20 protein-coding genes are annotated in these 19,374 nt (G+C 43.5%); 6 read left to right on the top strand and 14 right to left on the bottom strand.

Annotated features, from left to right (window positions below; all coding sequences use genetic code 11):
• Positions 1 to 3: 3 nt before the first annotated feature.
• From Bovatus_RS19810 to dnaG, 6 genes are all read left to right on the top strand, one after another.
• Positions 4 to 966 (top strand): tetratricopeptide repeat protein, encoded by a 963-nt coding sequence (locus Bovatus_RS19810; RefSeq protein WP_004297267.1) that lies wholly within the window; start codon positions 4 to 6, stop codon positions 964 to 966.
• Between the two features lie 300 nt (positions 967 to 1,266).
• Positions 1,267 to 2,115 carry a prephenate dehydratase gene (locus Bovatus_RS19805; protein ID WP_004297266.1) on the top strand — a complete coding sequence of 283 codons (849 nt, stop codon included), beginning with the start codon at positions 1,267 to 1,269 and terminating at the stop codon, positions 2,113 to 2,115.
• The gene (locus tag Bovatus_RS19800) at positions 2,090 to 3,268 is read left to right on the top strand and encodes a pyridoxal phosphate-dependent aminotransferase (RefSeq protein WP_004297265.1); all 1,179 of its coding nucleotides are present in this window, start codon (positions 2,090 to 2,092) and stop codon (positions 3,266 to 3,268) included. The genes Bovatus_RS19805 and Bovatus_RS19800 overlap by 26 nt, the downstream gene beginning before the upstream one ends.
• 90 nt (positions 3,269 to 3,358) lie before the next feature.
• The gene (locus tag Bovatus_RS19795) at positions 3,359 to 4,420 is read left to right on the top strand and encodes a bifunctional 3-deoxy-7-phosphoheptulonate synthase/chorismate mutase type II (protein WP_004297264.1); all 1,062 of its coding nucleotides are present in this window, start codon (positions 3,359 to 3,361) and stop codon (positions 4,418 to 4,420) included.
• Between the two features lie 155 nt (positions 4,421 to 4,575).
• Positions 4,576 to 5,349 carry a prephenate dehydrogenase gene (locus Bovatus_RS19790; RefSeq protein WP_004297263.1) on the top strand — a complete coding sequence of 258 codons (774 nt, stop codon included), beginning with the start codon at positions 4,576 to 4,578 and terminating at the stop codon, positions 5,347 to 5,349.
• A 106-nt stretch (positions 5,350 to 5,455) separates the two neighbouring features.
• The gene (dnaG, locus tag Bovatus_RS19785) at positions 5,456 to 7,537 is read left to right on the top strand and encodes a DNA primase (protein WP_004297262.1); all 2,082 of its coding nucleotides are present in this window, start codon (positions 5,456 to 5,458) and stop codon (positions 7,535 to 7,537) included.
• A 29-nt stretch (positions 7,538 to 7,566) separates the two neighbouring features.
• Here dnaG and folE read toward each other — a convergent pair whose 3' ends face one another.
• The 14 genes from folE to Bovatus_RS19715 form a co-directional block, all read right to left on the bottom strand.
• Positions 7,567 to 8,157, bottom strand: a complete 591-nt coding sequence (folE, locus tag Bovatus_RS19780; RefSeq protein ID WP_004297261.1) for a GTP cyclohydrolase I FolE — start codon at positions 8,155 to 8,157, stop codon at positions 7,567 to 7,569.
• 7 nt (positions 8,158 to 8,164) lie between these two features.
• Positions 8,165 to 8,608: an SPOR domain-containing protein gene (locus tag Bovatus_RS19775; protein ID WP_004297260.1), complete on the bottom strand. Its 444-nt coding sequence runs from the start codon at positions 8,606 to 8,608 to the stop codon at positions 8,165 to 8,167.
• Between the two features lie 140 nt (positions 8,609 to 8,748).
• Entirely contained in the window at positions 8,749 to 9,504 is a 756-nt protein-coding gene (tpiA, locus tag Bovatus_RS19770) for a triose-phosphate isomerase (RefSeq protein WP_004297259.1), read from the bottom strand.
• Between the two features lie 107 nt (positions 9,505 to 9,611).
• Entirely contained in the window at positions 9,612 to 10,970 is a 1,359-nt protein-coding gene (locus Bovatus_RS19765; RefSeq protein ID WP_004297258.1) for a BT_3928 family protein, read from the bottom strand.
• The gene (locus tag Bovatus_RS19760; RefSeq protein ID WP_004297257.1) at positions 10,960 to 11,502 is read right to left on the bottom strand and encodes a DUF1599 domain-containing protein; all 543 of its coding nucleotides are present in this window, start codon (positions 11,500 to 11,502) and stop codon (positions 10,960 to 10,962) included. Before Bovatus_RS19760 ends, Bovatus_RS19765 begins: the two co-directional genes overlap by 11 nt.
• A gap of 122 nt (positions 11,503 to 11,624) precedes the next feature.
• A complete protein-coding gene (locus Bovatus_RS19755; RefSeq protein WP_004297256.1) occupies positions 11,625 to 12,497 on the bottom strand; it encodes a peptidoglycan DD-metalloendopeptidase family protein in 873 nt (290 codons plus the stop codon).
• 20 nt (positions 12,498 to 12,517) lie between these two features.
• Positions 12,518 to 12,982, bottom strand: coding sequence for a nucleoside-diphosphate kinase (ndk, locus tag Bovatus_RS19750; RefSeq protein WP_004297255.1), 465 nt, complete (start codon positions 12,980 to 12,982; stop codon positions 12,518 to 12,520).
• A gap of 223 nt (positions 12,983 to 13,205) precedes the next feature.
• Positions 13,206 to 15,302 carry an ATP-dependent DNA helicase RecG gene (recG, locus tag Bovatus_RS19745; RefSeq protein ID WP_004323589.1) on the bottom strand — a complete coding sequence of 699 codons (2,097 nt, stop codon included), beginning with the start codon at positions 15,300 to 15,302 and terminating at the stop codon, positions 13,206 to 13,208.
• Complete coding sequence (locus tag Bovatus_RS19740) at positions 15,303 to 15,962, bottom strand: 2-C-methyl-D-erythritol 4-phosphate cytidylyltransferase (RefSeq protein ID WP_004297252.1); 660 nt, start codon at positions 15,960 to 15,962, stop codon at positions 15,303 to 15,305.
• 7 nt (positions 15,963 to 15,969) lie between these two features.
• Positions 15,970 to 16,521 carry a DJ-1 family glyoxalase III gene (locus Bovatus_RS19735; protein WP_004297251.1) on the bottom strand — a complete coding sequence of 184 codons (552 nt, stop codon included), beginning with the start codon at positions 16,519 to 16,521 and terminating at the stop codon, positions 15,970 to 15,972.
• A gap of 27 nt (positions 16,522 to 16,548) precedes the next feature.
• On the bottom strand, positions 16,549 to 17,424 hold the full coding sequence (locus Bovatus_RS19730) for a cell envelope integrity TolA family protein (protein WP_004297250.1): 876 nt from the start codon (positions 17,422 to 17,424) through the stop codon (positions 16,549 to 16,551).
• 6 nt (positions 17,425 to 17,430) lie between these two features.
• Positions 17,431 to 17,847 (bottom strand): ExbD/TolR family protein, encoded by a 417-nt coding sequence (locus Bovatus_RS19725; protein ID WP_004305499.1) that lies wholly within the window; start codon positions 17,845 to 17,847, stop codon positions 17,431 to 17,433.
• Between the two features lie 7 nt (positions 17,848 to 17,854).
• Complete coding sequence (locus Bovatus_RS19720) at positions 17,855 to 18,571, bottom strand: MotA/TolQ/ExbB proton channel family protein (protein ID WP_004297248.1); 717 nt, start codon at positions 18,569 to 18,571, stop codon at positions 17,855 to 17,857.
• Positions 18,568 to 19,284: a pyridoxine 5'-phosphate synthase gene (locus tag Bovatus_RS19715; protein WP_004297247.1), complete on the bottom strand. Its 717-nt coding sequence runs from the start codon at positions 19,282 to 19,284 to the stop codon at positions 18,568 to 18,570. Before Bovatus_RS19715 ends, Bovatus_RS19720 begins: the two co-directional genes overlap by 4 nt.
• Positions 19,285 to 19,374 lie beyond the last annotated feature (90 nt).

Genomic DNA, 19,374 nt, shown 5'->3' with positions numbered 1-19,374 from the left:
ACCATGCCGAACTTTTTTAAATCTTTCTTCTCCGGTAAGTCGGAAACTCCGGAAAGTGAAAAACAGAAAAACGATCAGAAAAATTTCGAGATTTTCAAATACGACGGTTTACGTGCGCAACGCATGGGACGTCCAGATTATGCAGTAAAATGTTTTATTGAAGCTCTTGCCATCAAGGAAGAGTTTGAAACAATGGGCTATCTTAGCCAACTCTATATCCAGATGGGGGAAACGGCAAAGGCCCGCGAGCTATTGGAAAAGATGGCTGCTATGGAACCTGACGTCACAAGCACTTTCCTGACACTGGCCAATGTATGCTTCATCCAGGAAGATTATCAGGCTATGGAAGAAGCTGCCAATAAAGCGATTGCCATCGAAGAAGGAAATGCCGTGGCTCATTATCTATTAGGGAAAGCCCGTAAGGGACAGGATGACGACCTGATGACTATTGCCCATCTCACCAAAGCAATCACTTTGAAAGATGATTTCATTGAAGCTCGCCTATTACGTGCGGAAGCTTTGATGAACCTGAAACAGTATAAAGATATGATGGAAGATATAGATGCTGTGCTCGCCCAGAATCCGGAAGAAGAGACAGCCATGCTCCTGCGCGGAAAAGTGAAAGAAGCAGACGGCAAGGACGAAGAGGCAGAAGAAGATTACAAACTGGTGACGGAAATAAACCCGTTCAACGAACAGGCATACCTTTATTTAGGGCAACTTTATATCAACCAGAAAAAACTGACGGAAGCCATCGGCCTGTTTGATGAAGCCATCGAACTGAATCCGAACTTTGCGGAAGCCTACAAAGAACGCGGACGCGCTAAATTACTGAATGGTGATAAGGACGGTTCGGTAGAGGACATGAAGAAATCTCTGGAATTGAATCCGAAAGAGGAAGCTGGTCTGAACGGAGAATTCAAGAACCTGGGACCAAAGCCTGAAGCACTTCCCGGCATCTTTTAAGTATCCTTTTCATCTATTTTAGGCAAGAAAACAAAAAAAGTATCGTTTTTTGTTTGCATCTAACAGAAAATTATTACTTTTGCCCCAGAATTAAAAACCAAAGCAAAAAAGATAGATTCGAATGAAATCATTTACTTATGCATATTACTTCTTTTTTTACTTTTACTTTAGCAACAAAGTAGAGCGGGAGTTTGTATGTATCAAGTGACAGTGATGCTTAAGGACTGAATAGAGAAATCAATCATATGAATCCCGCTCCAATATGGACGCGGGATTTTTTTATATAATATATTTAGAACAATGAAAAAGATAGCAATTCAAGGAACACTCGGCTCATATCATGATATCGCCGCACACAAGTACTTCGAGGGAGAAGAAATAGAGTTAATCTGTTGTGCCAACTTCGAAGATGTGTTTACTTCGATACGGAAAGACAGCCAGGTTATCGGAATGCTAGCCATCGAGAATACGATTGCGGGAAGTTTGTTGCACAACAATGAATTGTTGAGACAAAGCGGCACACAGATTATCGGTGAATACAAACTGCGCATCTCGCACAGTTTTGTCTGTCTCCCCGATGAGAACTGGGAAGATCTGACAGAAGTCAACTCCCACCCTATCGCCCTGATGCAGTGTCGCGAATTTCTGAATCAACATCCGCAGTTGAAAGTGGTGGAAGGTGAAGATACGGCCCGCAGCGCAGAAATCATCAAGAATGAAAATCTGAAAGGACACGCTGCCATCTGCTCCAAAGCAGCAGCTGAACGTTACGGTATGAAAGTCCTTCAGGAAGGTATTGAAACAAACAAGCACAACTTCACCCGTTTTCTGGTTGTTGCCGATCCCTGGCAAGTAGACGAACTCCGTCAACATCATGCCAATGCAACCAACAAGGCAAGTATCGTATTCACTCTTCCACATACGGAAGGCAGCCTGTCACAGGTTTTATCCATTCTATCGTTCTATAATATCAATCTGACAAAAATTCAATCGTTGCCTATCATCGGACGGGAATGGGAATACCAGTTTTACGTAGATGTAGCTTTCAACGATTATCTAAGATACAAGCAGTCTATTGCTGCAATCACTCCATTAACCAAAGAACTTAAATTATTAGGCGAATATGCAGAAGGAAAGTCAAACGTATAAAATCGCTCCTGCCGACAGATTGGCAAGTGTTAGCGAATACTACTTCTCAAAGAAGCTAAAAGAGGTAGCACAGATGAATGCAGAGGGAAAGGATGTTATCAGCCTCGGTATCGGAAGCCCCGATATGCCTCCCTCAAGGGAAACCATCGAAACATTGTGCAACAATGCTCATGATCCCAACGGACACGGTTACCAACCGTATGTAGGTATCCCTGAACTGCGCAAAGGCTTCGCTGCCTGGTATCAACGCTGGTATGGAGTGGAACTGAATCCGAATACGGAGATACAGCCTTTAATCGGCTCTAAAGAAGGAATTCTCCATGTTACGCTGGCATTCGTCAATCCGGGTGAGCAGGTGCTAGTCCCGAATCCGGGATACCCTACCTATACTTCTTTGAGTAAAATACTCGGAGCGGAAGTTATCAACTACGACCTGAAAGAAGAAGATGGCTGGATGCCTGACTTCGAGGCACTGGAAAAAATGGATCTTAGTCGCGTAAAACTGATGTGGACCAACTATCCCAACATGCCGACGGGAGCCAATGCAACTCCGGAAATCTATGAACGTCTCGTTGACTTTGCCCGTCGTAAGAATATCGTAATTGTGAATGATAATCCGTACAGCTTTATCCTGAACGATAAGCCTATCAGTATCCTAAGTGTACCGGGAGCCAAAGACTGTTGCATCGAGTTTAATTCTATGAGCAAGAGCCACAATATGCCCGGCTGGCGTATCGGCATGCTGGCGTCAAACGCGGAATTCGTACAATGGATACTGAAAGTGAAAAGTAATATCGACAGTGGTATGTTCCGTGCTATGCAACTGGCTGCAGCAACTGCTCTTGAAGCCGAAGCGGACTGGTATGAAGGCAATAACGAGAACTACCGCAACCGTCGTCACCTCGCCGGTGAGATCATGAAAACATTGGGATGCACCTACGACGAAAAACAAGTAGGAATGTTCCTTTGGGGAAAGATTCCCGCTTCCTGCAAAGATGTAGAGGAACTGACAGAAAAGGTGCTGCATGAAGCAAGAGTGTTTATCACTCCGGGATTTATCTTCGGCAGCAACGGAGCAAGGTATATTCGTATCTCACTTTGTTGCAAGGACAATAAGCTGGCGGAAGCTCTGGAAAGAATTAAAAGAATCTAACCTCTTACAAAGAGAGAACGACAGCAGAATGAGACAACAGAACAATTTCAATGAAAACAAGTTATTAAAAGAATAAAAACAAATAAGAATATGGAACTCGAATCAATTTTATTACCGGGCGTTGAAGCTAAAAGACCGATTGTCATTGCCGGCCCGTGTAGCGCAGAAACAGAAGAACAAGTAATGGATACAGCCAAACAACTGGCTGCTAAAGGACAAAAAATATATCGTGCCGGAATCTGGAAGCCGCGTACCAAACCGGGAGGTTTCGAAGGTATCGGTGTAGAAGGTCTTGCCTGGTTGAAAGAGGTGAAGAAAGAAACTGGAATGTATGTTTCTACAGAGGTAGCAACAGCCAAACACGTTTACGAATGTCTGAAAGCGGGAATCGATATTCTTTGGGTAGGTGCACGCACCACTGCCAATCCTTTCGCCGTACAGGAAATCGCTGACGCACTGAAAGGGGTTGATATCCCTGTATTGGTTAAGAACCCGGTGAACCCGGATCTCGAATTATGGATCGGAGCACTGGAACGTATCAACAACGCTGGTTTGAAGCGTCTGGGTGCTATCCACCGAGGTTTCAGCAGTTATGACAAAAAGATCTATCGGAATCTTCCCCAATGGCATATTCCTATCGAACTGCGCCGCCGCATCCCTAATCTTCCGATTTTCTGTGATCCGAGCCATATCGGTGGAAAACGTGAGTTGGTTGCACCGCTTTGCCAACAGGCTATGGACTTGAATTTCGACGGTCTGATTGTAGAAAGCCACTGCAACCCGGATTGCGCATGGAGCGATGCTTCTCAACAAGTTACTCCGGACGTACTCGACTATATCCTCAATCTGTTGGTAATCCGTACGGAAACACAGTCTACCGAAAGTCTGGCACAACTCCGTAAACAGATTGATGAATGTGACGACAATATCATTCAGGAATTAGCAAAAAGAATGCGTGTGGCCCGTGAAATCGGTACTTACAAAAAGGAGCACGGAATCACAGTTCTTCAAGCCGGACGTTACAATGAGATTCTGGAAAAACGTGGCGCGCAGGGCGAACAATGCGGTATGGACAGCGAGTTTATGAAGAAGATTTTCGAAGCCATCCACGAAGAATCAGTTCGTCAACAGATGGAAATTATTAATAAGTAGTTAGAGTGAAGGTGTGTCATAATGAATAATAAAACGCAGATTAACGCAAATTATCGCAGAAATAATTTTATAAGTCGTTGATTAATATATCAATATAGTTGAAATAATCTGCGATAATTTGTGTTTTGACACACTCTCACTAAATAATAAACATTATGAGAATATTAATCCTTGGAGCTGGTAAAATGGGCTCCTTCTTTACTGATATTTTGAGCTTTCAACACGAGACGGCCGTGTTCGACGTCAACCCGCACCAGTTGCGTTTCGTCTATAACACGTATCGTTTCACTACATTGGAGGAGATTAAGGAATTTGAACCGGAACTGGTTATTAATGCTGTTACAGTGAAGTACACGTTGGATGCCTTTCGCAAAATACTGCCTGTATTACCGAAAGACTGTATCATTAGTGACATTGCCTCTGTAAAAACAGGATTGAAGAAGTTCTACGAAGAAAGTGGTTTCCGCTACGTTTCCAGTCACCCTATGTTTGGCCCGACTTTCGCAAGTCTTAGCAATCTAAGCAGTGAAAATGCCATCATTATCAGTGAAGGCGACCACCTGGGAAAAATATTCTTCAAAGACCTCTACCAGACATTACGGTTGAACATCTTCGAATATACATTTGATGAGCACGACGAAACAGTAGCCTACTCGCTTTCTATTCCGTTCGTATCGACGTTCGTATTTGCTGCCGTAATGAAACATCAGGAAGCCCCGGGAACTACGTTCAAAAAGCACATGGCAATCGCCAAAGGGCTGCTAAGCGAAGATGATTACCTGCTTCAGGAAATACTGTTCAACCCACGCACTCCGGGACAAGTGACTAATATCCGGACAGAGTTGAAAAACCTTCTCGAAATCATCGAAAACAAGGATGCGGAAGGTATGAAAAAGTATCTGACGAAGATCCGGGAAAAGATTAAATAATCAATACCGGTGCCAAGATTTAACGATCCCCTGCAAAAAAGTTCTTTGCAGGGGATTTTTTTATGTGTACCTTTGTATCCGCAAAAACGGATTCACAGGAGAAAGAATGATAGATCAAGTTACCATAGACCGGATATTGGACGCGGCACAAATTATGGATGTCGTTTCGGATTTTGTCACCCTGCGCAAACGTGGTGTCAATTATGTCGGTTTATGTCCGTTCCACAGTGATAAAACCCCTTCTTTTTATGTCTCTCCCGCCAAAGGATTATGCAAATGTTTTGCTTGTGGAAAAGGTGGAAATGCCGTGCATTTCATTATGGAACACGAGCAGATGTCTTATCCGGAAGCATTGAAGTACCTTGCCAAGAAATATAATATTGAAATCAAGGAGCGGGAATTAAGCGATGAAGAGAAGTTTGTGCAAAGCGAACGCGAAAGTCTGTTTATCGTTAATAACTTTGCACGCGACTATTTCCAGAATATACTAAAAAATCATGTAGACGGGCGTAGCATCGGTATGGCCTATTTCCGCAACCGTGGCTTTCGCGACGACATCATTGAGAAATTCCAATTAGGTTACTGCACTGAAGCCCACGATGCATTCGCCAAAGAAGCAATCCAAAAAGGATATAAGAAAGAGTACTTGGTAAAAACAGGACTTTGCTACGAAACGGACGACCACCGGTTACGGGATCGTTTTTGGGGACGTGTTATTTTCCCTGTACATACGCTTTCCGGCAAAGTGGTGGCTTTTGGCGGACGTGTACTTGCCAGTGCAACGAAAGGGGTTAAAGTCAAATACGTCAATTCGCCCGAATCGGAAATCTACCACAAAAGTAACGAGTTATACGGTATATATTTTGCCAAACAGGCTATTGTAAAACAAGACCGTTGCTTTTTGGTTGAAGGCTACACGGACGTAATCTCCATGCATCAATCCGGCATAGAGAATGTGGTTGCTTCCTCGGGAACAGCCCTTACACCGGGACAAATCCGTATGATTCACCGGTTTACCAACAACATGACTGTGCTTTACGACGGCGACGCAGCAGGTATCAAGGCTTCTATCCGGGGAATTGACATGTTATTGGAGGAAGGTATGAATATCAAAGTCTGTCTTCTTCCCGATGGGGACGACCCGGACTCTTTTGCCCGCAAGCACAACTCAACGGAATTTCAGACTTTTATCTCGGAACATGAAACGGACTTTATCCGCTTCAAAACGAACTTGCTACTGGAGGATGCAGGAAAAGATCCCATCAAGCGTGCGGAACTGATTGGTAATCTGGTGCAAAGTATTTCTGTCATCCCTGAAGCAATTGTCAGAGACGTCTATATCAAAGAATGCGCGCAGCTACTTCATGTAGAAGATAAGCTGCTAGTATCAGAAGTTGCCAAAAGACGGGAAACTCAAGCAGAGAAGCGAGCTGAACAAACGGAACGGGAACGCCGGATGGCTGAAAGAACGGCTATGATGTCACAGGGCAGCACATCTCCTGAAGATGTTCCAATGCCTAATGGAGATATTCCGTTACCTCCTGAAGTGGATGGCGGATATACAGATGTTCCTCCTGCTCTGCAGGAAGACAGTTATGCTTCCTTTATTCCGCAGGAAGGAAAGGAAGGGCAGGAATTCTACAAATTCGAGCGACTGATATTACAGGCGGTAGTTCGTTATGGAGAGAAAATCATGTGTAACCTGACCGATGAAGAAGGAAACGAAATTCCGGTAACCGTCATAGAATATGTGGTTAATGATCTGAAAGAGGATGAGTTAGCCTTCCATAATCCGCTGCACCGCCAAATGTTATCGGAAGCTGCTGCACACATGCACGATTCCAACTTCATTGCCGAACGTTATTTCCTGGCACATCCTGATCCGGTAATCAGTAAATTGAGTGTAGACTTGATTAATGTGCGTTATCAGCTTAGTAAGTATCACTCCAAGTCCCAAAAGATTGTGACGGATGAAGAGCGGCTCTATGAAATGGTTCCGATGTTAATGATTAACTTCAAGTATGCAATCGTAACAGAGGAATTGAAGCACATGCTTTATGCTCTCCAAGATCCTGCTCTTGCCCATGATAATGAGAAATGCGACTCACTTATGCAACGCTATAATGAGTTGAGAACCGTACAAAGCATCATGGCAAAGCGGTTGGGAGATCGCGTCGTTTTACGATAAACTTATTTGTTTAGTGAGCAGAAAATAGATTATACTCTTCCGTGTTGAATCAGATTCATAAACTCTTCACGAGTCTTTGCCTGATTGAAAGCTCCGGTAAAGTCAGAAGTAGTAGTAATAGAGTTTTGTTTTTCTACACCACGCATCTGCATACACATGTGTTTGGCTTCCACCACCACCATTACTCCCAGTGGATTCAGCGTTTCCTGAATGCACTCTTTGATTTGCAGTGTCATGCGTTCCTGCACTTGCAGACGATGAGAGAATATATCGACTACACGGGCAATCTTACTCAACCCTGTGATATAGCCATTAGGAATATAAGCCACGTGCGCCTTTCCGTAGAACGGCAACATGTGATGTTCACAAAGAGAGAAGAAATCGATATCTTTCACAATCACCATCTGGCTATATTCTTCCTGGAATTTAGCGGAGCGAAGCACTTCGTGAGGGTCCATGTGATACCCTTTCGTCAAGCTTAACATCGCCTTAGCCACCCGTTCCGGAGTTTTCAATAACCCTTCCCTTTCGGCATCTTCACCCAACAAAGTTATAATACTACGATAATGACTCTTTAACTCCTCCAGATTCGGAGAAACAATTTCTTCTTTTTCTAACATGATACAATTATAAAGGAATATTGATCTGGTCTCTTACAATAGAAACCTCTTTAAACACACCGGTAGCTTTCAACCGACGCATCATTGCGTCCGCTTCTTCAATGCTACGGAAATCACCTACACGACAAAGCCAACGAGGCGGATTGAACGAAGTATATACCGTCAATTCAGGAAAATACTCTTTCACACGCGATGCTACATGATAAGCATCATTCTTCGCCTGACGAGTATTGTTACCGGCATACGCCTGGATTCTGAATCCGGAAGTCTTTATTACTTTCTGTTCACCTGTTGCAGGACGTTCCATACCTATCAGAGCCTCGATGCGGGGATCTTGATGGATAGTCACCTTTCCTTGCCCCGGAATGTTACGTTCCAAACTCTTGATAATACTTTGCGCTTGCGCAAAAGTAGCTGTCAAAACAAACAATAGGGTAAGTAAAACTTTCATTATTAAACAGTTGATTGTTGATAAATGATAAATGACAGTTAGAGAATGACAGTCGGAAAATGATAGTTGAAAAGATAAACGATAGTCGATAGCAGGCTATACTACATAGCAACTATCAACTATCATTTATCAACTATCATTTAATTGAAGGCATCAATGATACCTTTGAAATCAGATACTTTCAAAGCAGCACCACCAATCAAACCACCATCAACGTCCGGGTTAGCGAACAGTTCTTTAGCGTTAGAAGGTTTGCAACTACCACCGTAAAGGATAGAAGTATTGTCTGCGATTTCTTTACCATACTTGTTAGCTACGATAGAACGGATGAAAGCATGGATTTCCTGTGCTTGTTCAGGAGAAGCAGTTTTACCTGTACCGATAGCCCAAACCGGTTCGTAAGCCAATACAATCTTAGAGAAGTCTTCAGCAGACAGAGAGAATACAGATTCCATCTGTGCAGCTACCACTTCGTTCTGCTTGTTAGCTTCGCGTTCTTCCAACACTTCACCGATACAGAAAATCGGAGTCAGACCGTTAGCCAAAGCCAATTTTACTTTTTCTTCCAGGATAGCAACTGTTTCACCGTAGTATGCACGACGTTCAGAGTGTCCCAGAATTACATATTTTGCACCTGTAGAAGCAACCATTTCAGCTGAAACTTCACCTGTATATGCACCTGAAGCTTTGTCTGCACAGTTTTCAGCACCTACACCGATCTTTGCAGCGTCTACCAACGGAGTAACAGAAGCCAGGTGGATAAACGGAGTACAGATGATTACATCACAGTTAGGCTTTTCGTTAGCCAATGCTTCGTTCAATTCTTTAGCCAAAGCGATACCCTCTTGAAGGGTTTTGTTCATTTTCCAGTTTCCTGCAACAATGTTCTTTCTCATTTTGTTTTTTATTTTAAAGGGTTAATAAATTTACGATTTCACGATTGACAATTGAACGATCGGAATTAGCGTTCGTTACAGAGGCCGCTCGTTATCATTTATTTTTTTTATTCTTGTTCTTCTATTTTCGGATTCTCCGTTTTTAATTCTTTGCTTTTCATCTCTTCCTCTTGTTGCTTCCGCTTCGCGTTTTTCCGTTCTCTGCGGCGAACGACCAAAACATCCACCCCAAGCACTAACAACAATGGAATAACAAACCATAAGAATACATATCCTACCGTATGAGTGTCACTGCTCACCTTCTGCTTTCCTAACGACAGATTTTCCAGTTTGTCCGTCAGCACATATTCATCCGGTATATCCTCATCGCTCCATTTATTCAAAATTGTTCCGTTCTTAATCAGTATCAATCCCGGATTGGAACGAACCATCGTCTTTAATGTAATATCATCCATCTGACAGAAAGGATATTCGGCTCCCGTCTTGTCCTTCCACAATTCGATCTGTTCTTCCGGTGAAGAAGTGAGGCAATAAAACTTATAGCCATGCTCCACCGAATAGTCATATATCTCATTAATCAAATCAATGTTACTATCATCCGCCTCTTCAATCCGATGGGCAACCAACAGGAAGGTGTATCCTATATCCGTCAATACATCGTCTGTTATATCCTCGCCCGTATTCAGATCAATCATAGAGAAATCGTGAATAGCCGGTTCATATCCTTTTTCCTTCAGGATTGTCCGTGTGTCGACAAATGTCCAGGTACTATCCGGATAGTTATCCAACGTAAATTCTTTCTTCTCTCCGTTCTTTTCCAAGATAAAGATGCTTTCATATACACTCGGTTTCGCTCCTTCGGGCATTGTCATTCCTTCCAGAATATTCTTTCCGATCTTGTAAGGACGAAAGTCTAAAACAGGCAGACGGTCCAGACAATAGAACGACAAAGTAAATACAAAGAACAACGTATAGAGAGAAACCAGCCACTCCATTTTCACACTGATAAAACGAACCAGCATCCTTCTGTGACGGAAAGCCATCATTGCTGCAAACAGCAGAACTATATTCTTACCGAATGTCTCCCAGTTCGTCAACACCCAGGCATCTCCAAAACAGCCACAGTCCGAAACCGGATCAAAGATGGCAAGATACAAGGTCAGTGGTGTCATGAAAATCATCAGCATCAAAGCCAACGAAGTAGCCAATGTTCTTCTGGTAGCAAAAAATAAGGAGATACCGATAAAAAACTCAACGGCTGACAAGATGATGCCTCCCAATAAAGGGAAGAATGAAGGGAACCAGGAAGCCATTCCGAATGCGGTCAGATAATCCTGGATCTTATACTGGAACCCCAGTGGATCAACTGCCTTTACAAATCCGGAAAAGATGAACGATGCCGCCAAAAGAAAGCGACACGTATTCGCCACTACCTCCTGAATGATATGTAAGTTCTTATCCTTCAAATTCTATCTTAATCAGTCCGAAAACAGAGTAATTAATCATATCCATATAATTGGCATCAATTCCCTCTGACACCAATGTGTTGCCGGCCAGGCTCTCAATCTGCTTGGTACGGTAAATCTTCATCAAGATCAAGTCTGTGTAAGAGCTGACACGCATGCTCCGCCAGGCTTCATCATAATCATGGTTTTTGGCAAGCATCAGGTCTAATGCCTCTTTTGCATACTTATCGTATAAAGCCATCGCTTCTTCATTGCTGATGTCGGCAGACTCGGCATAACCCAATTCCAACTGGATGAGCCCGACAATGCCATAATTGACAATCGCAATAAACTCAGCACGGATTCCCTCATCAATCAAGGTCACTCCTTTGGTTTCAATACTACGAATCCGATTGGCTTTAATAAAAATCTGGTCAGTCACCGAAGCCGGACGCAGGATACGCCATGCAGGCCCGTAATCGTGCAGCTTCTTGGAAAATAAGTCACGGCACAAAGCGATGACATGTTCAAATTGTTGCTTGGTATCTTTCATCTTCTTCCAAATAGTGCGCAAAGGTAACAATAATTAAGTAAAAACAGAAAGAGGGCACTCTAAATTATATTAAAGTGCCCTCTCCTAAAGATATTGTATTACTGTTTTATAAGCTATATTTTTTATGAACAACGCAAAACCTGTCCGATACGCAAAGTAGTGGTCGGTTTGATACGATTCAGTTTGCAAAGCGTGCTGACTGATACGCCACGCAATTTAGCAATGCGGGACAATGTATCGCCACTCTTCACCTTATGATAACGGATAGTACCGTCAGCCACTTGGGTATCATGAGAGCCTGCACGTTTCACACCTTTTGTTTTGCGGAACGTATAAGTATCGGCAACGATATCCTGTTTTGGAAAGTCAAACATATAAATCGGATTAATTGCAATTCCCAGGAAGCGGGTTTCGAAATGAAGATGCGAACCTGTAGAACGTCCGGTGTTACCACCCAACCCGATCGGTTCACCAGCTTTTACCAACTGATTTTCTTCAACCAACTGCTTAGACAAGTGTCCATATATAGTTTCCAATCCATTATCGTGACGAATGACTACATATTTACCGTACCCTCTGCGTTCATATTTCACAATACGTACCTTACCATCAAAAGCAGAAACAATCGTATCACCGATATTAACTTTTAAATCAAGGCCATTATGCATTCTTCTCCAACGCGGGCCAAAAGGCGAAGTTATTTTTGTACTCGGAGTCGGCATACGAAAACCCGTCAGGTCAATTGTATATGTTTCCGGAATAATCGCATTTCCATAAGAATGCGCATATTGATTATTCCAATTCGGATAAAGACTTAAAGCGGGATATTCGGATTGTTCGGCACGGATTTGCTTCTGCAATGCCAAAGAATCTACTGATTTTAATTTTTTGTCTATCGGTGCCTGGCGGGCAATCAGGTCTTGTGAGAAAGAGCTCAAGCTGACCATAGCCGCAACAGCGACCAATCCTGTTTTAATAATGCAATTGAAATTCATTCCTTTTTTATCAATTCTATTTAATATTCGTCATTTGCATACAGGTAGTTAAATGTTGCCTGCTTGTAATCGAATATTTCTTCCGGTTTAAAAAATCTCTTTAATTCAATAGCCGCAGTCTCCGGAGAATCAGAAGCATGAACTATATTTTCCTGAAAGCTCATGCTGTAATCCCCACGAATGGTACCCGGGGCAGCCAGACGTCCATTAGTTGGTCCCGCCAACGTACGGACTGTTTGAATAGCATCCACATCTTCGAAACAACAAACAATGACAGGAGCTGTCATCATCGAATCTTTCACACGCTGAAAGAAGGATTTGCCGCTAAGGTGGGCATAATGTTCGCTCAACAATTCATCAGTCAGTTGCATCATCTTCATGCCAGCCAACCGTAATCCTTTACGCTCAAAGCGATGAGTAATCTCACCAACCAATCCCCGTTGAAGGGTACACGGTTTTAAAATGACCAGCGTTTTTTCAAGCATAATACTCGACTTTGCAAATGGTTAAACAATACATTTACTAAAAAAATTCTTCCAAAGATAGTGTTTTCCTACGAAATGGCAAGGAAGTTATTAACTATTTTTCAGATGCTTAGAACGAAAAGGAAGAGGAATCAGGTCGTTAAACTCCTATAAATAGGGAGAATAGAGCCGAAATATGTTTTGCAACACATTTACGCAAATAAACTGCATGTTTAACCGTTTTTCAGCTTATGGCAGCCCAGTTAACATTCGTTTTCCGTAAGGCTTTAAGCTGTCGCCATAAGATTTCGTTCTCCGGACTTTGTGCTGCAGGGTCTTGTTCTACAATACTTTCAGCTATAGCACGAACGTATTGCAACAGTTGACCGTCGCGGACAATATCCGCGATCTTCAAATCGAAAGCGATACCGCTTTGCTGTGTACCTTCAAGATCACCGGGACCACGCAATTTCAAATCGGCTTCTGCTATTTCAAAGCCATCATTGGTGCGCACCATGATTTCCAATCGTTTCCGGGTATCCTCCGTCAACTTGTAATTCGTCACCAGAATACAATAAGACTGTTCTGCTCCACGCCCTACTCGACCGCGCAACTGATGTAACTGTGATAACCCGAAACGTTCTGCATTTTCAATAATCATAACCGAAGCATTCGGAACGTTCACTCCCACCTCAATGACAGTAGTAGCCACCATAATCTGCGCTTTACCCGAAACAAAAAGCTGCATTTGCTCATCCTTCTCGGCTGGTTTCATTTTACCATGCACTTTACAAACCGTACACTTCGGAAACTCTTCCAGAATATGCTGATACCCTTCTTCAAGATTCTTCAAATCAATCTTTTCGCTCTCTTTAATCAGCGGATAGACAATATAAACCTGGCGTCCTTCGTCGATCTGCTTACGTACCGAACGATACATGCTTTCCCGGCGATTGTCGAATTGATGGATAGTAGTAATCGGTTTTCTTCCGGGTGGAAGTTCATCGATAACAGACACGTCCAAGTCACCGTACAAAGTCATCGCCAACGTACGGGGAATGGGAGTGGCAGTCATTACAAGTACATGCGGAGGTTGAACATTCTTACTCCAAAGACGGGCACGTTGAGCCACGCCAAAACGATGTTGTTCGTCAATCACAACGAAGCCTAAAGAAGAGAAATTGACAGTATCTTCAATAACGGCATGTGTGCCTATTAATATCTTCACATCTCCGGTCAACAATCCTGTCAGAATCGCTTCTCTCCTTTTTCCTTTAATCGAACCTGTCAGTAGCTCAACACGAATGTCCATGCCAAAAAGCAATTCCTTGATGGTTTCGTAGTGCTGGTTTGCCAGGATTTCGGTAGGTGCCATCATACAAGCCTGATAGCCATTATCCAATGCCAGCAACATACTCATCAAGGCAACCAGTGTTTTTCCGCTTCCTACATCTCCCTGCAAAAGGCGATTCATCTGTCTGCCACTGCCGACATCGTTCCGTATCTCTTTCAACACCCGTTTCTGCGCACCCGTCAGTTGGAAAGGAAGATTCTTTGTATAAAATGTATTGAACACATCTCCCACTTTTTCAAAGATGTATCCACGATACCTTTTCTGCCTGTCTTTGGCATATCGGAGAATGTTTAACTGAACATAAAACAGTTCTTCAAATTTAAGACGGTATTGTGCCCGACGGAGGACGTCAGGATTGGTTGGAAAGTGGATATTCCAGAGCGCTTCCGTCAAAGGCATCAAATGATGCTCCGTCAGCAACTTGGGAGAAAGTGTTTCAGGTAGAGGCTCCTGTATCTGCTGAATCACCGTTGCCATCATCTTCTCAATCGCGTGAGAGTTGAGGAAACTGCGTTTCATCTTCTCCGTCGTACTATAATAAGGTTGCAGCCCCACCGAGGAAAGTTTCAAATCATCCGGTTTGTCTACATCAGGATGCGCCACATTGATACGTCCGTTGAAAACAGTAGGTTTGCCGAAAATAATATATTCCTCGTGAAGTTTATACTTTCCCAAGATGTACTTTATACCTTGAAACCACACCAAATCCACGACTCCTGTACCATCCGAAAAATGCGCTGTCAAACGGCGCTGCCGTCCTTCACCAATGGTCTCGAAACCGAGGATTTCTCCTTTCAACTGGATATACGGCATATTGCCATCTATTTCATGAATGTAATAGATGCGGCTCCGGTCAATATATTTATAAGGGAAATAATAAATTAAATCGTGCAAGGAATAGATTTCCAACTCCTTATTTAATACAGCGGCTTTTTGAGGGCCTACACCGGAGATAAATTTTATGTCGCGTGTGGCTAAATCGAACATTTATAAAAGAGCACTCCCTACTTTTAAATCGAAAGGAGTTGTTATTTTTATATTTTCACGGTTGCCTTCTGCCAGATAAACGGGCATTCCCATCGCTTCCACAACGGAAGCATCATCTGTAAAGAAGGGGGTAAATTCCTGGGCATAGGCTTGTTGCAGCAACTCTACATCAAACACTTGCGGCGTTTGCACCAGTTTATAATCAATCCGGCTGACTGTTTCACTTCCGGCATCTGTCAAATGGCGAAGCGTCTCTACTACATCCACCACAGGAATCACTGCTTTTTGCACCTCTGCCAACTCATAACAACGGCGAATCACTTCTACTGATACAAACGGGCGTACTCCATCATGCACTCCCACCAATCCCGGCTCTTGCACCAGTGCCAGCCCGTTCTTTACGGAATGGAAACGTGTTTCACCTCCTTCTGCAAGGACATGTTTTACCGTAAAATGATGTTCATCGCAAAGTTGCTTCCAGAAACTTTGTTGCTCCTGCGGAAGCACCAATATGATTTGAAGTGCCTCGTCATATCTCCTGAAGACTTCCAGGGTATGCATCAACACAGGTTTATCACCCATGGGAAGGAATTGTTTGGGAAGATCACTTCCCATTCGCAAGCCCTTTCCACCGGCGACAATGATTACATATTTCTTCATGGACGGTTTAGCGTTTAACGCACATCGCTTCTACCAGTTCGTCTACTTTTTCTTTACCTACCAACAGGTCAACGATTGTCAAGGCAAATTCCATAGCAGCACCCGGTCCCATACCCGTAATGATGTTTCCATCACGTACGACATGTGCATTTACACATTCGGCACCATCCAGATATTGTTCGAAACTCGGATAACAGGTAGCCTTCTTTCCTTTCAGCAGTCCCAGTTTACCCAACACCATCGGAGCAGCACAAATGGCAGCAATAGGTTTACCTTTTGCAGCAAAATCAAGGATCAATTTGCGCAATCCTTCGTGCTTGTCAAGTGTAGCAGCTCCCGGCATTCCTCCCGGCAACAACAAAAGTTCAGCATCAAAGAAATCACAATTCTCGAAATTGATATCGCAAAGAACGGATACATCATGTGCTCCTACTACAATTTCATCCGGTGTAACGGATACGATTTCTACATTCAGTCCGGCACGTCTCAACGTGTCAATAGCAGTAAAGGCTTCAATTTCTTCAAAACCATCTGCAAAAAAAGCGTATACAGTTCCCATAATGCTTAATATATTTGGTTAATGATACTATCTCAAGTTAAAATAATAGGTGATTGTCCCTGTCTGGTTATTCACTCCATCGATCGTATTAAAACGGGCTTTCTTAGCTGCATCCTCCGCTGCCTTACGTAAAGCAGAATTTACAGTGTTCGTTTGAGGACTGATGCTGGTAGACACCACTTGTCCTGCAGGATTCACTGTGATATTCACCACTACACGTCCTTCTTCCTGCACGTTATATGCAGGCTTCGGTAAACTGCCCGTACCTAAAGAACGTCCGCCAAGGTCAAATGTTCCATAACCTCCGGTTCCGGTCTTCGCTCCGGTAGAAGAGTTACCCTCCTTGCTACCTTCGGTTCCCGTGCCACTAGCCGCTGTTCCTTTATTTCCTGTCATTTGCGCTCCTTTTCCAAACGCACCGGACACCCTCTTTCTGGCAGCTTCTTCGGCAGCCTTACGTTCACGTTCCGCTTTTTCTTCTGCCAGTCGTTTCGCTTCTGCAGCTTTTTCCGCTTCCGTTTTTTCCGGCTTCTTCACCGGTTCTTTCGGCTTGACCACCTCTTTAGGTTTCACCGTCTCTTTTTTCGGTTCTTCCGTCTTAGGCTTCAAAGTGACCGTTTCCTCTTCAGTCTGTGTCAGTAAATCCTGTTCAGAAGGGAGTTGCGGTTCTGTTTCCGCAGGCGGTGCTGCCGCATCTTCATCCATAATATCCACATCTACCAGAGAAGGATCATCAAAGCCGCTCGCTGTATCCACATTCCCCAGCATCACAGGCACTCCGCCTGCATCTTCATCCGGTTGGGGGACAGTAAAGCTCACCAGAATCAAAAGAGCAATCACTGCCACATGCACCAACAGTGCACCGAGCGCTCCTATGTATTCACCCTTTTTTCTTCTGTCCATTGTTTCTTATTTATTTTCAGGCGGGCGGGTAGCCAGCACCATCTTAAAATGATTCTCGTTTGCAATGTTCAATACCCTTACAATCTCACGATAAGGTACCGATTCATCTGCATACAATGCCACATACATTTCCGGTTCCTTCTCTGCACAACTCTGCAAAAATGAAGTCAGATCGTTCAGCGCCACCGGCTGCTCTTTTTCATTGCCGAAAGCGGCATAGAAATTCAAGTCCTTATCGATAACCACTCTTGTCAGCGGCTTGGCCGAAGTCTGCTGCTTGCCTTGAGGCAACAATACCTTTATGGCATTGGGCGACACCACCGTAGAGGTTATCATAAAGAATATCAGCAACAGGAAGATGACGTCCGTCATGGAGGCCATGCTGAAATTGGGCGATACTCTATTTCTTCTTTTTAATCCCATCTGCCAATTATTTTGCAGGCTCGTTCAACAGGTCCATGAACTCCATTGTACGAGATTCCATTTTATTTACCACACGGTCTACCAGCATCACCAGATAATTATAGGCAAACATAGCGATGATACCGACAATCAGACCACCGACCGTTGTAATCATAGCTTCATAGATACCTCCCGAAAGCAAAGTGATATCAATGTTTCCACTTCCGGCATTCGCCATTTCGTAGAATGCACGTACCATACCGGTCACCGTACCGAGAAATCCGAGCATTGGAGCACCTCCGGAAATAGTTGCCATCACAGTTAGTCCTTTTTCCAACTTTGCAACTTCAATGTTACCCACATTCTCAATAGCTACCTGCACATCGTTAATAGGACGTCCCAGACGGCTGATTCCTTTTTCTATCATACGTGCCGAAGGGGTATTCATCGTACGGCAATAGTTAATAGCCGCTTTGATCTCTCCACTATGAATATAGTCTTTAATCCGTTCCATAAACATGGGGTCCTCTTTTCCTGCTTTGCGAATCATGTAGTTACGTTCAAACAGGATATAGAAACAGATAACCGACAGTACGCCCAATACAATCATAATCCATCCACCCTTGACAGCCATATCAAGCATGTTCATTTCCGGAGCGTTTACCTCCGTCAGCACGGGGTTGGCAGTAGCCAGTGAGTCGGCCATATTCATAGCCCCTTGGGCTAACAAGATCATTGCATTCATGAGCGTAAACAGTTTTTATATTCCTGAATGGTACGTTCGAGTCCCAGATACAGTGCATCGCTAATCAACGCATGTCCGATAGACACTTCATCCACCCAAGGAATGTTTTTATAGAAATAATTTAAATTCACCAGACTCAAATCATGACCGGCGTTCAATCCGATACCCAGTTTACGGGCAGTCTTTGCAGCTTCGATAAAAGGAGCGATAGCTGCTTCCGGATTCTTCGGATAGTCCGTTGCATAAGGTTCAGTATACAGTTCGACGCGATCCGCCCCTGCTTTTGCCGCATATTCCACCATTTCAGGATCGGCTGCCACAAAAACGGAAGTACGAATGCCGGCACTGTTAAACTGATCGAGAACTTCCGTCAGGAATTCCTGATTTGCTTTCGTATCCCAACCTGAATTGGAGGTGATCTGTGAAGGATCATCGGGTACTAAAGTAACCTGATGAGGTTTTACTTTCAACACCAAGTCAATAAATTCCGGAGACGGATAACCTTCAATATTAAATTCAGTCCGCAACAGAGGACGCAAGTCATATACATCAGAACGACGAATGTGACGCTCGTCAGGACGGGGATGAACGGTGATACCATCAGCCCCAAAAGATTCACAATCAAGCGCTACTTTTACTACATCGGGCACATTTCCCCCGCGAGCATTTCTTAGTGTAGCAATCTTGTTTATGTTTACACTTAATTTAGTCATAGTTCTACGTTATATTTGCCGCAAAAATACAAATATTATTATTAGTTGCCTAATAATACGAAACGCATTCTCTACTCTTTTTTGGTTATT

The organism is Bacteroides ovatus (assembly GCF_001314995.1).
GTDB lineage: Bacteria > Bacteroidota > Bacteroidia > Bacteroidales > Bacteroidaceae > Bacteroides > Bacteroides ovatus.
The sequence above is the reverse complement of the archived record's forward strand: the minus strand, read 5'-3'. Positions and strand labels throughout refer to the sequence as shown.

Coding starts and splice junctions, on each gene's coding strand:
- Bovatus_RS19810 (WP_004297267.1), top strand. CDS start 4: ATGCCGAACTTTTTTAAATCTTTCTTCTCCGGTAAGTCGGAAACTCCG.
- Bovatus_RS19805 (WP_004297266.1), top strand. CDS start 1,267: ATGAAAAAGATAGCAATTCAAGGAACACTCGGCTCATATCATGATATC.
- Bovatus_RS19800 (WP_004297265.1), top strand. CDS start 2,090: ATGCAGAAGGAAAGTCAAACGTATAAAATCGCTCCTGCCGACAGATTG.
- Bovatus_RS19795 (WP_004297264.1), top strand. CDS start 3,359: ATGGAACTCGAATCAATTTTATTACCGGGCGTTGAAGCTAAAAGACCG.
- Bovatus_RS19790 (WP_004297263.1), top strand. CDS start 4,576: ATGAGAATATTAATCCTTGGAGCTGGTAAAATGGGCTCCTTCTTTACT.
- dnaG (WP_004297262.1), top strand. CDS start 5,456: ATGATAGATCAAGTTACCATAGACCGGATATTGGACGCGGCACAAATT.
- folE (WP_004297261.1), bottom strand. CDS start 8,157: ATGTTAGAAAAAGAAGAAATTGTTTCTCCGAATCTGGAGGAGTTAAAG.
- Bovatus_RS19775 (WP_004297260.1), bottom strand. CDS start 8,608: ATGAAAGTTTTACTTACCCTATTGTTTGTTTTGACAGCTACTTTTGCG.
- tpiA (WP_004297259.1), bottom strand. CDS start 9,504: ATGAGAAAGAACATTGTTGCAGGAAACTGGAAAATGAACAAAACCCTT.
- Bovatus_RS19760 (WP_004297257.1), bottom strand. CDS start 11,502: ATGAAAGATACCAAGCAACAATTTGAACATGTCATCGCTTTGTGCCGT.
- Bovatus_RS19755 (WP_004297256.1), bottom strand. CDS start 12,497: ATGAATTTCAATTGCATTATTAAAACAGGATTGGTCGCTGTTGCGGCT.
- ndk (WP_004297255.1), bottom strand. CDS start 12,982: ATGCTTGAAAAAACGCTGGTCATTTTAAAACCGTGTACCCTTCAACGG.
- recG (WP_004323589.1), bottom strand. CDS start 15,302: ATGTTCGATTTAGCCACACGCGACATAAAATTTATCTCCGGTGTAGGC.
- Bovatus_RS19740 (WP_004297252.1), bottom strand. CDS start 15,962: ATGAAGAAATATGTAATCATTGTCGCCGGTGGAAAGGGCTTGCGAATG.
- Bovatus_RS19735 (WP_004297251.1), bottom strand. CDS start 16,521: ATGGGAACTGTATACGCTTTTTTTGCAGATGGTTTTGAAGAAATTGAA.
- Bovatus_RS19730 (WP_004297250.1), bottom strand. CDS start 17,424: ATGGACAGAAGAAAAAAGGGTGAATACATAGGAGCGCTCGGTGCACTG.
- Bovatus_RS19725 (WP_004305499.1), bottom strand. CDS start 17,847: ATGGGATTAAAAAGAAGAAATAGAGTATCGCCCAATTTCAGCATGGCC.
- Bovatus_RS19720 (WP_004297248.1), bottom strand. CDS start 18,571: ATGAATGCAATGATCTTGTTAGCCCAAGGGGCTATGAATATGGCCGAC.
- Bovatus_RS19715 (WP_004297247.1), bottom strand. CDS start 19,284: ATGACTAAATTAAGTGTAAACATAAACAAGATTGCTACACTAAGAAAT.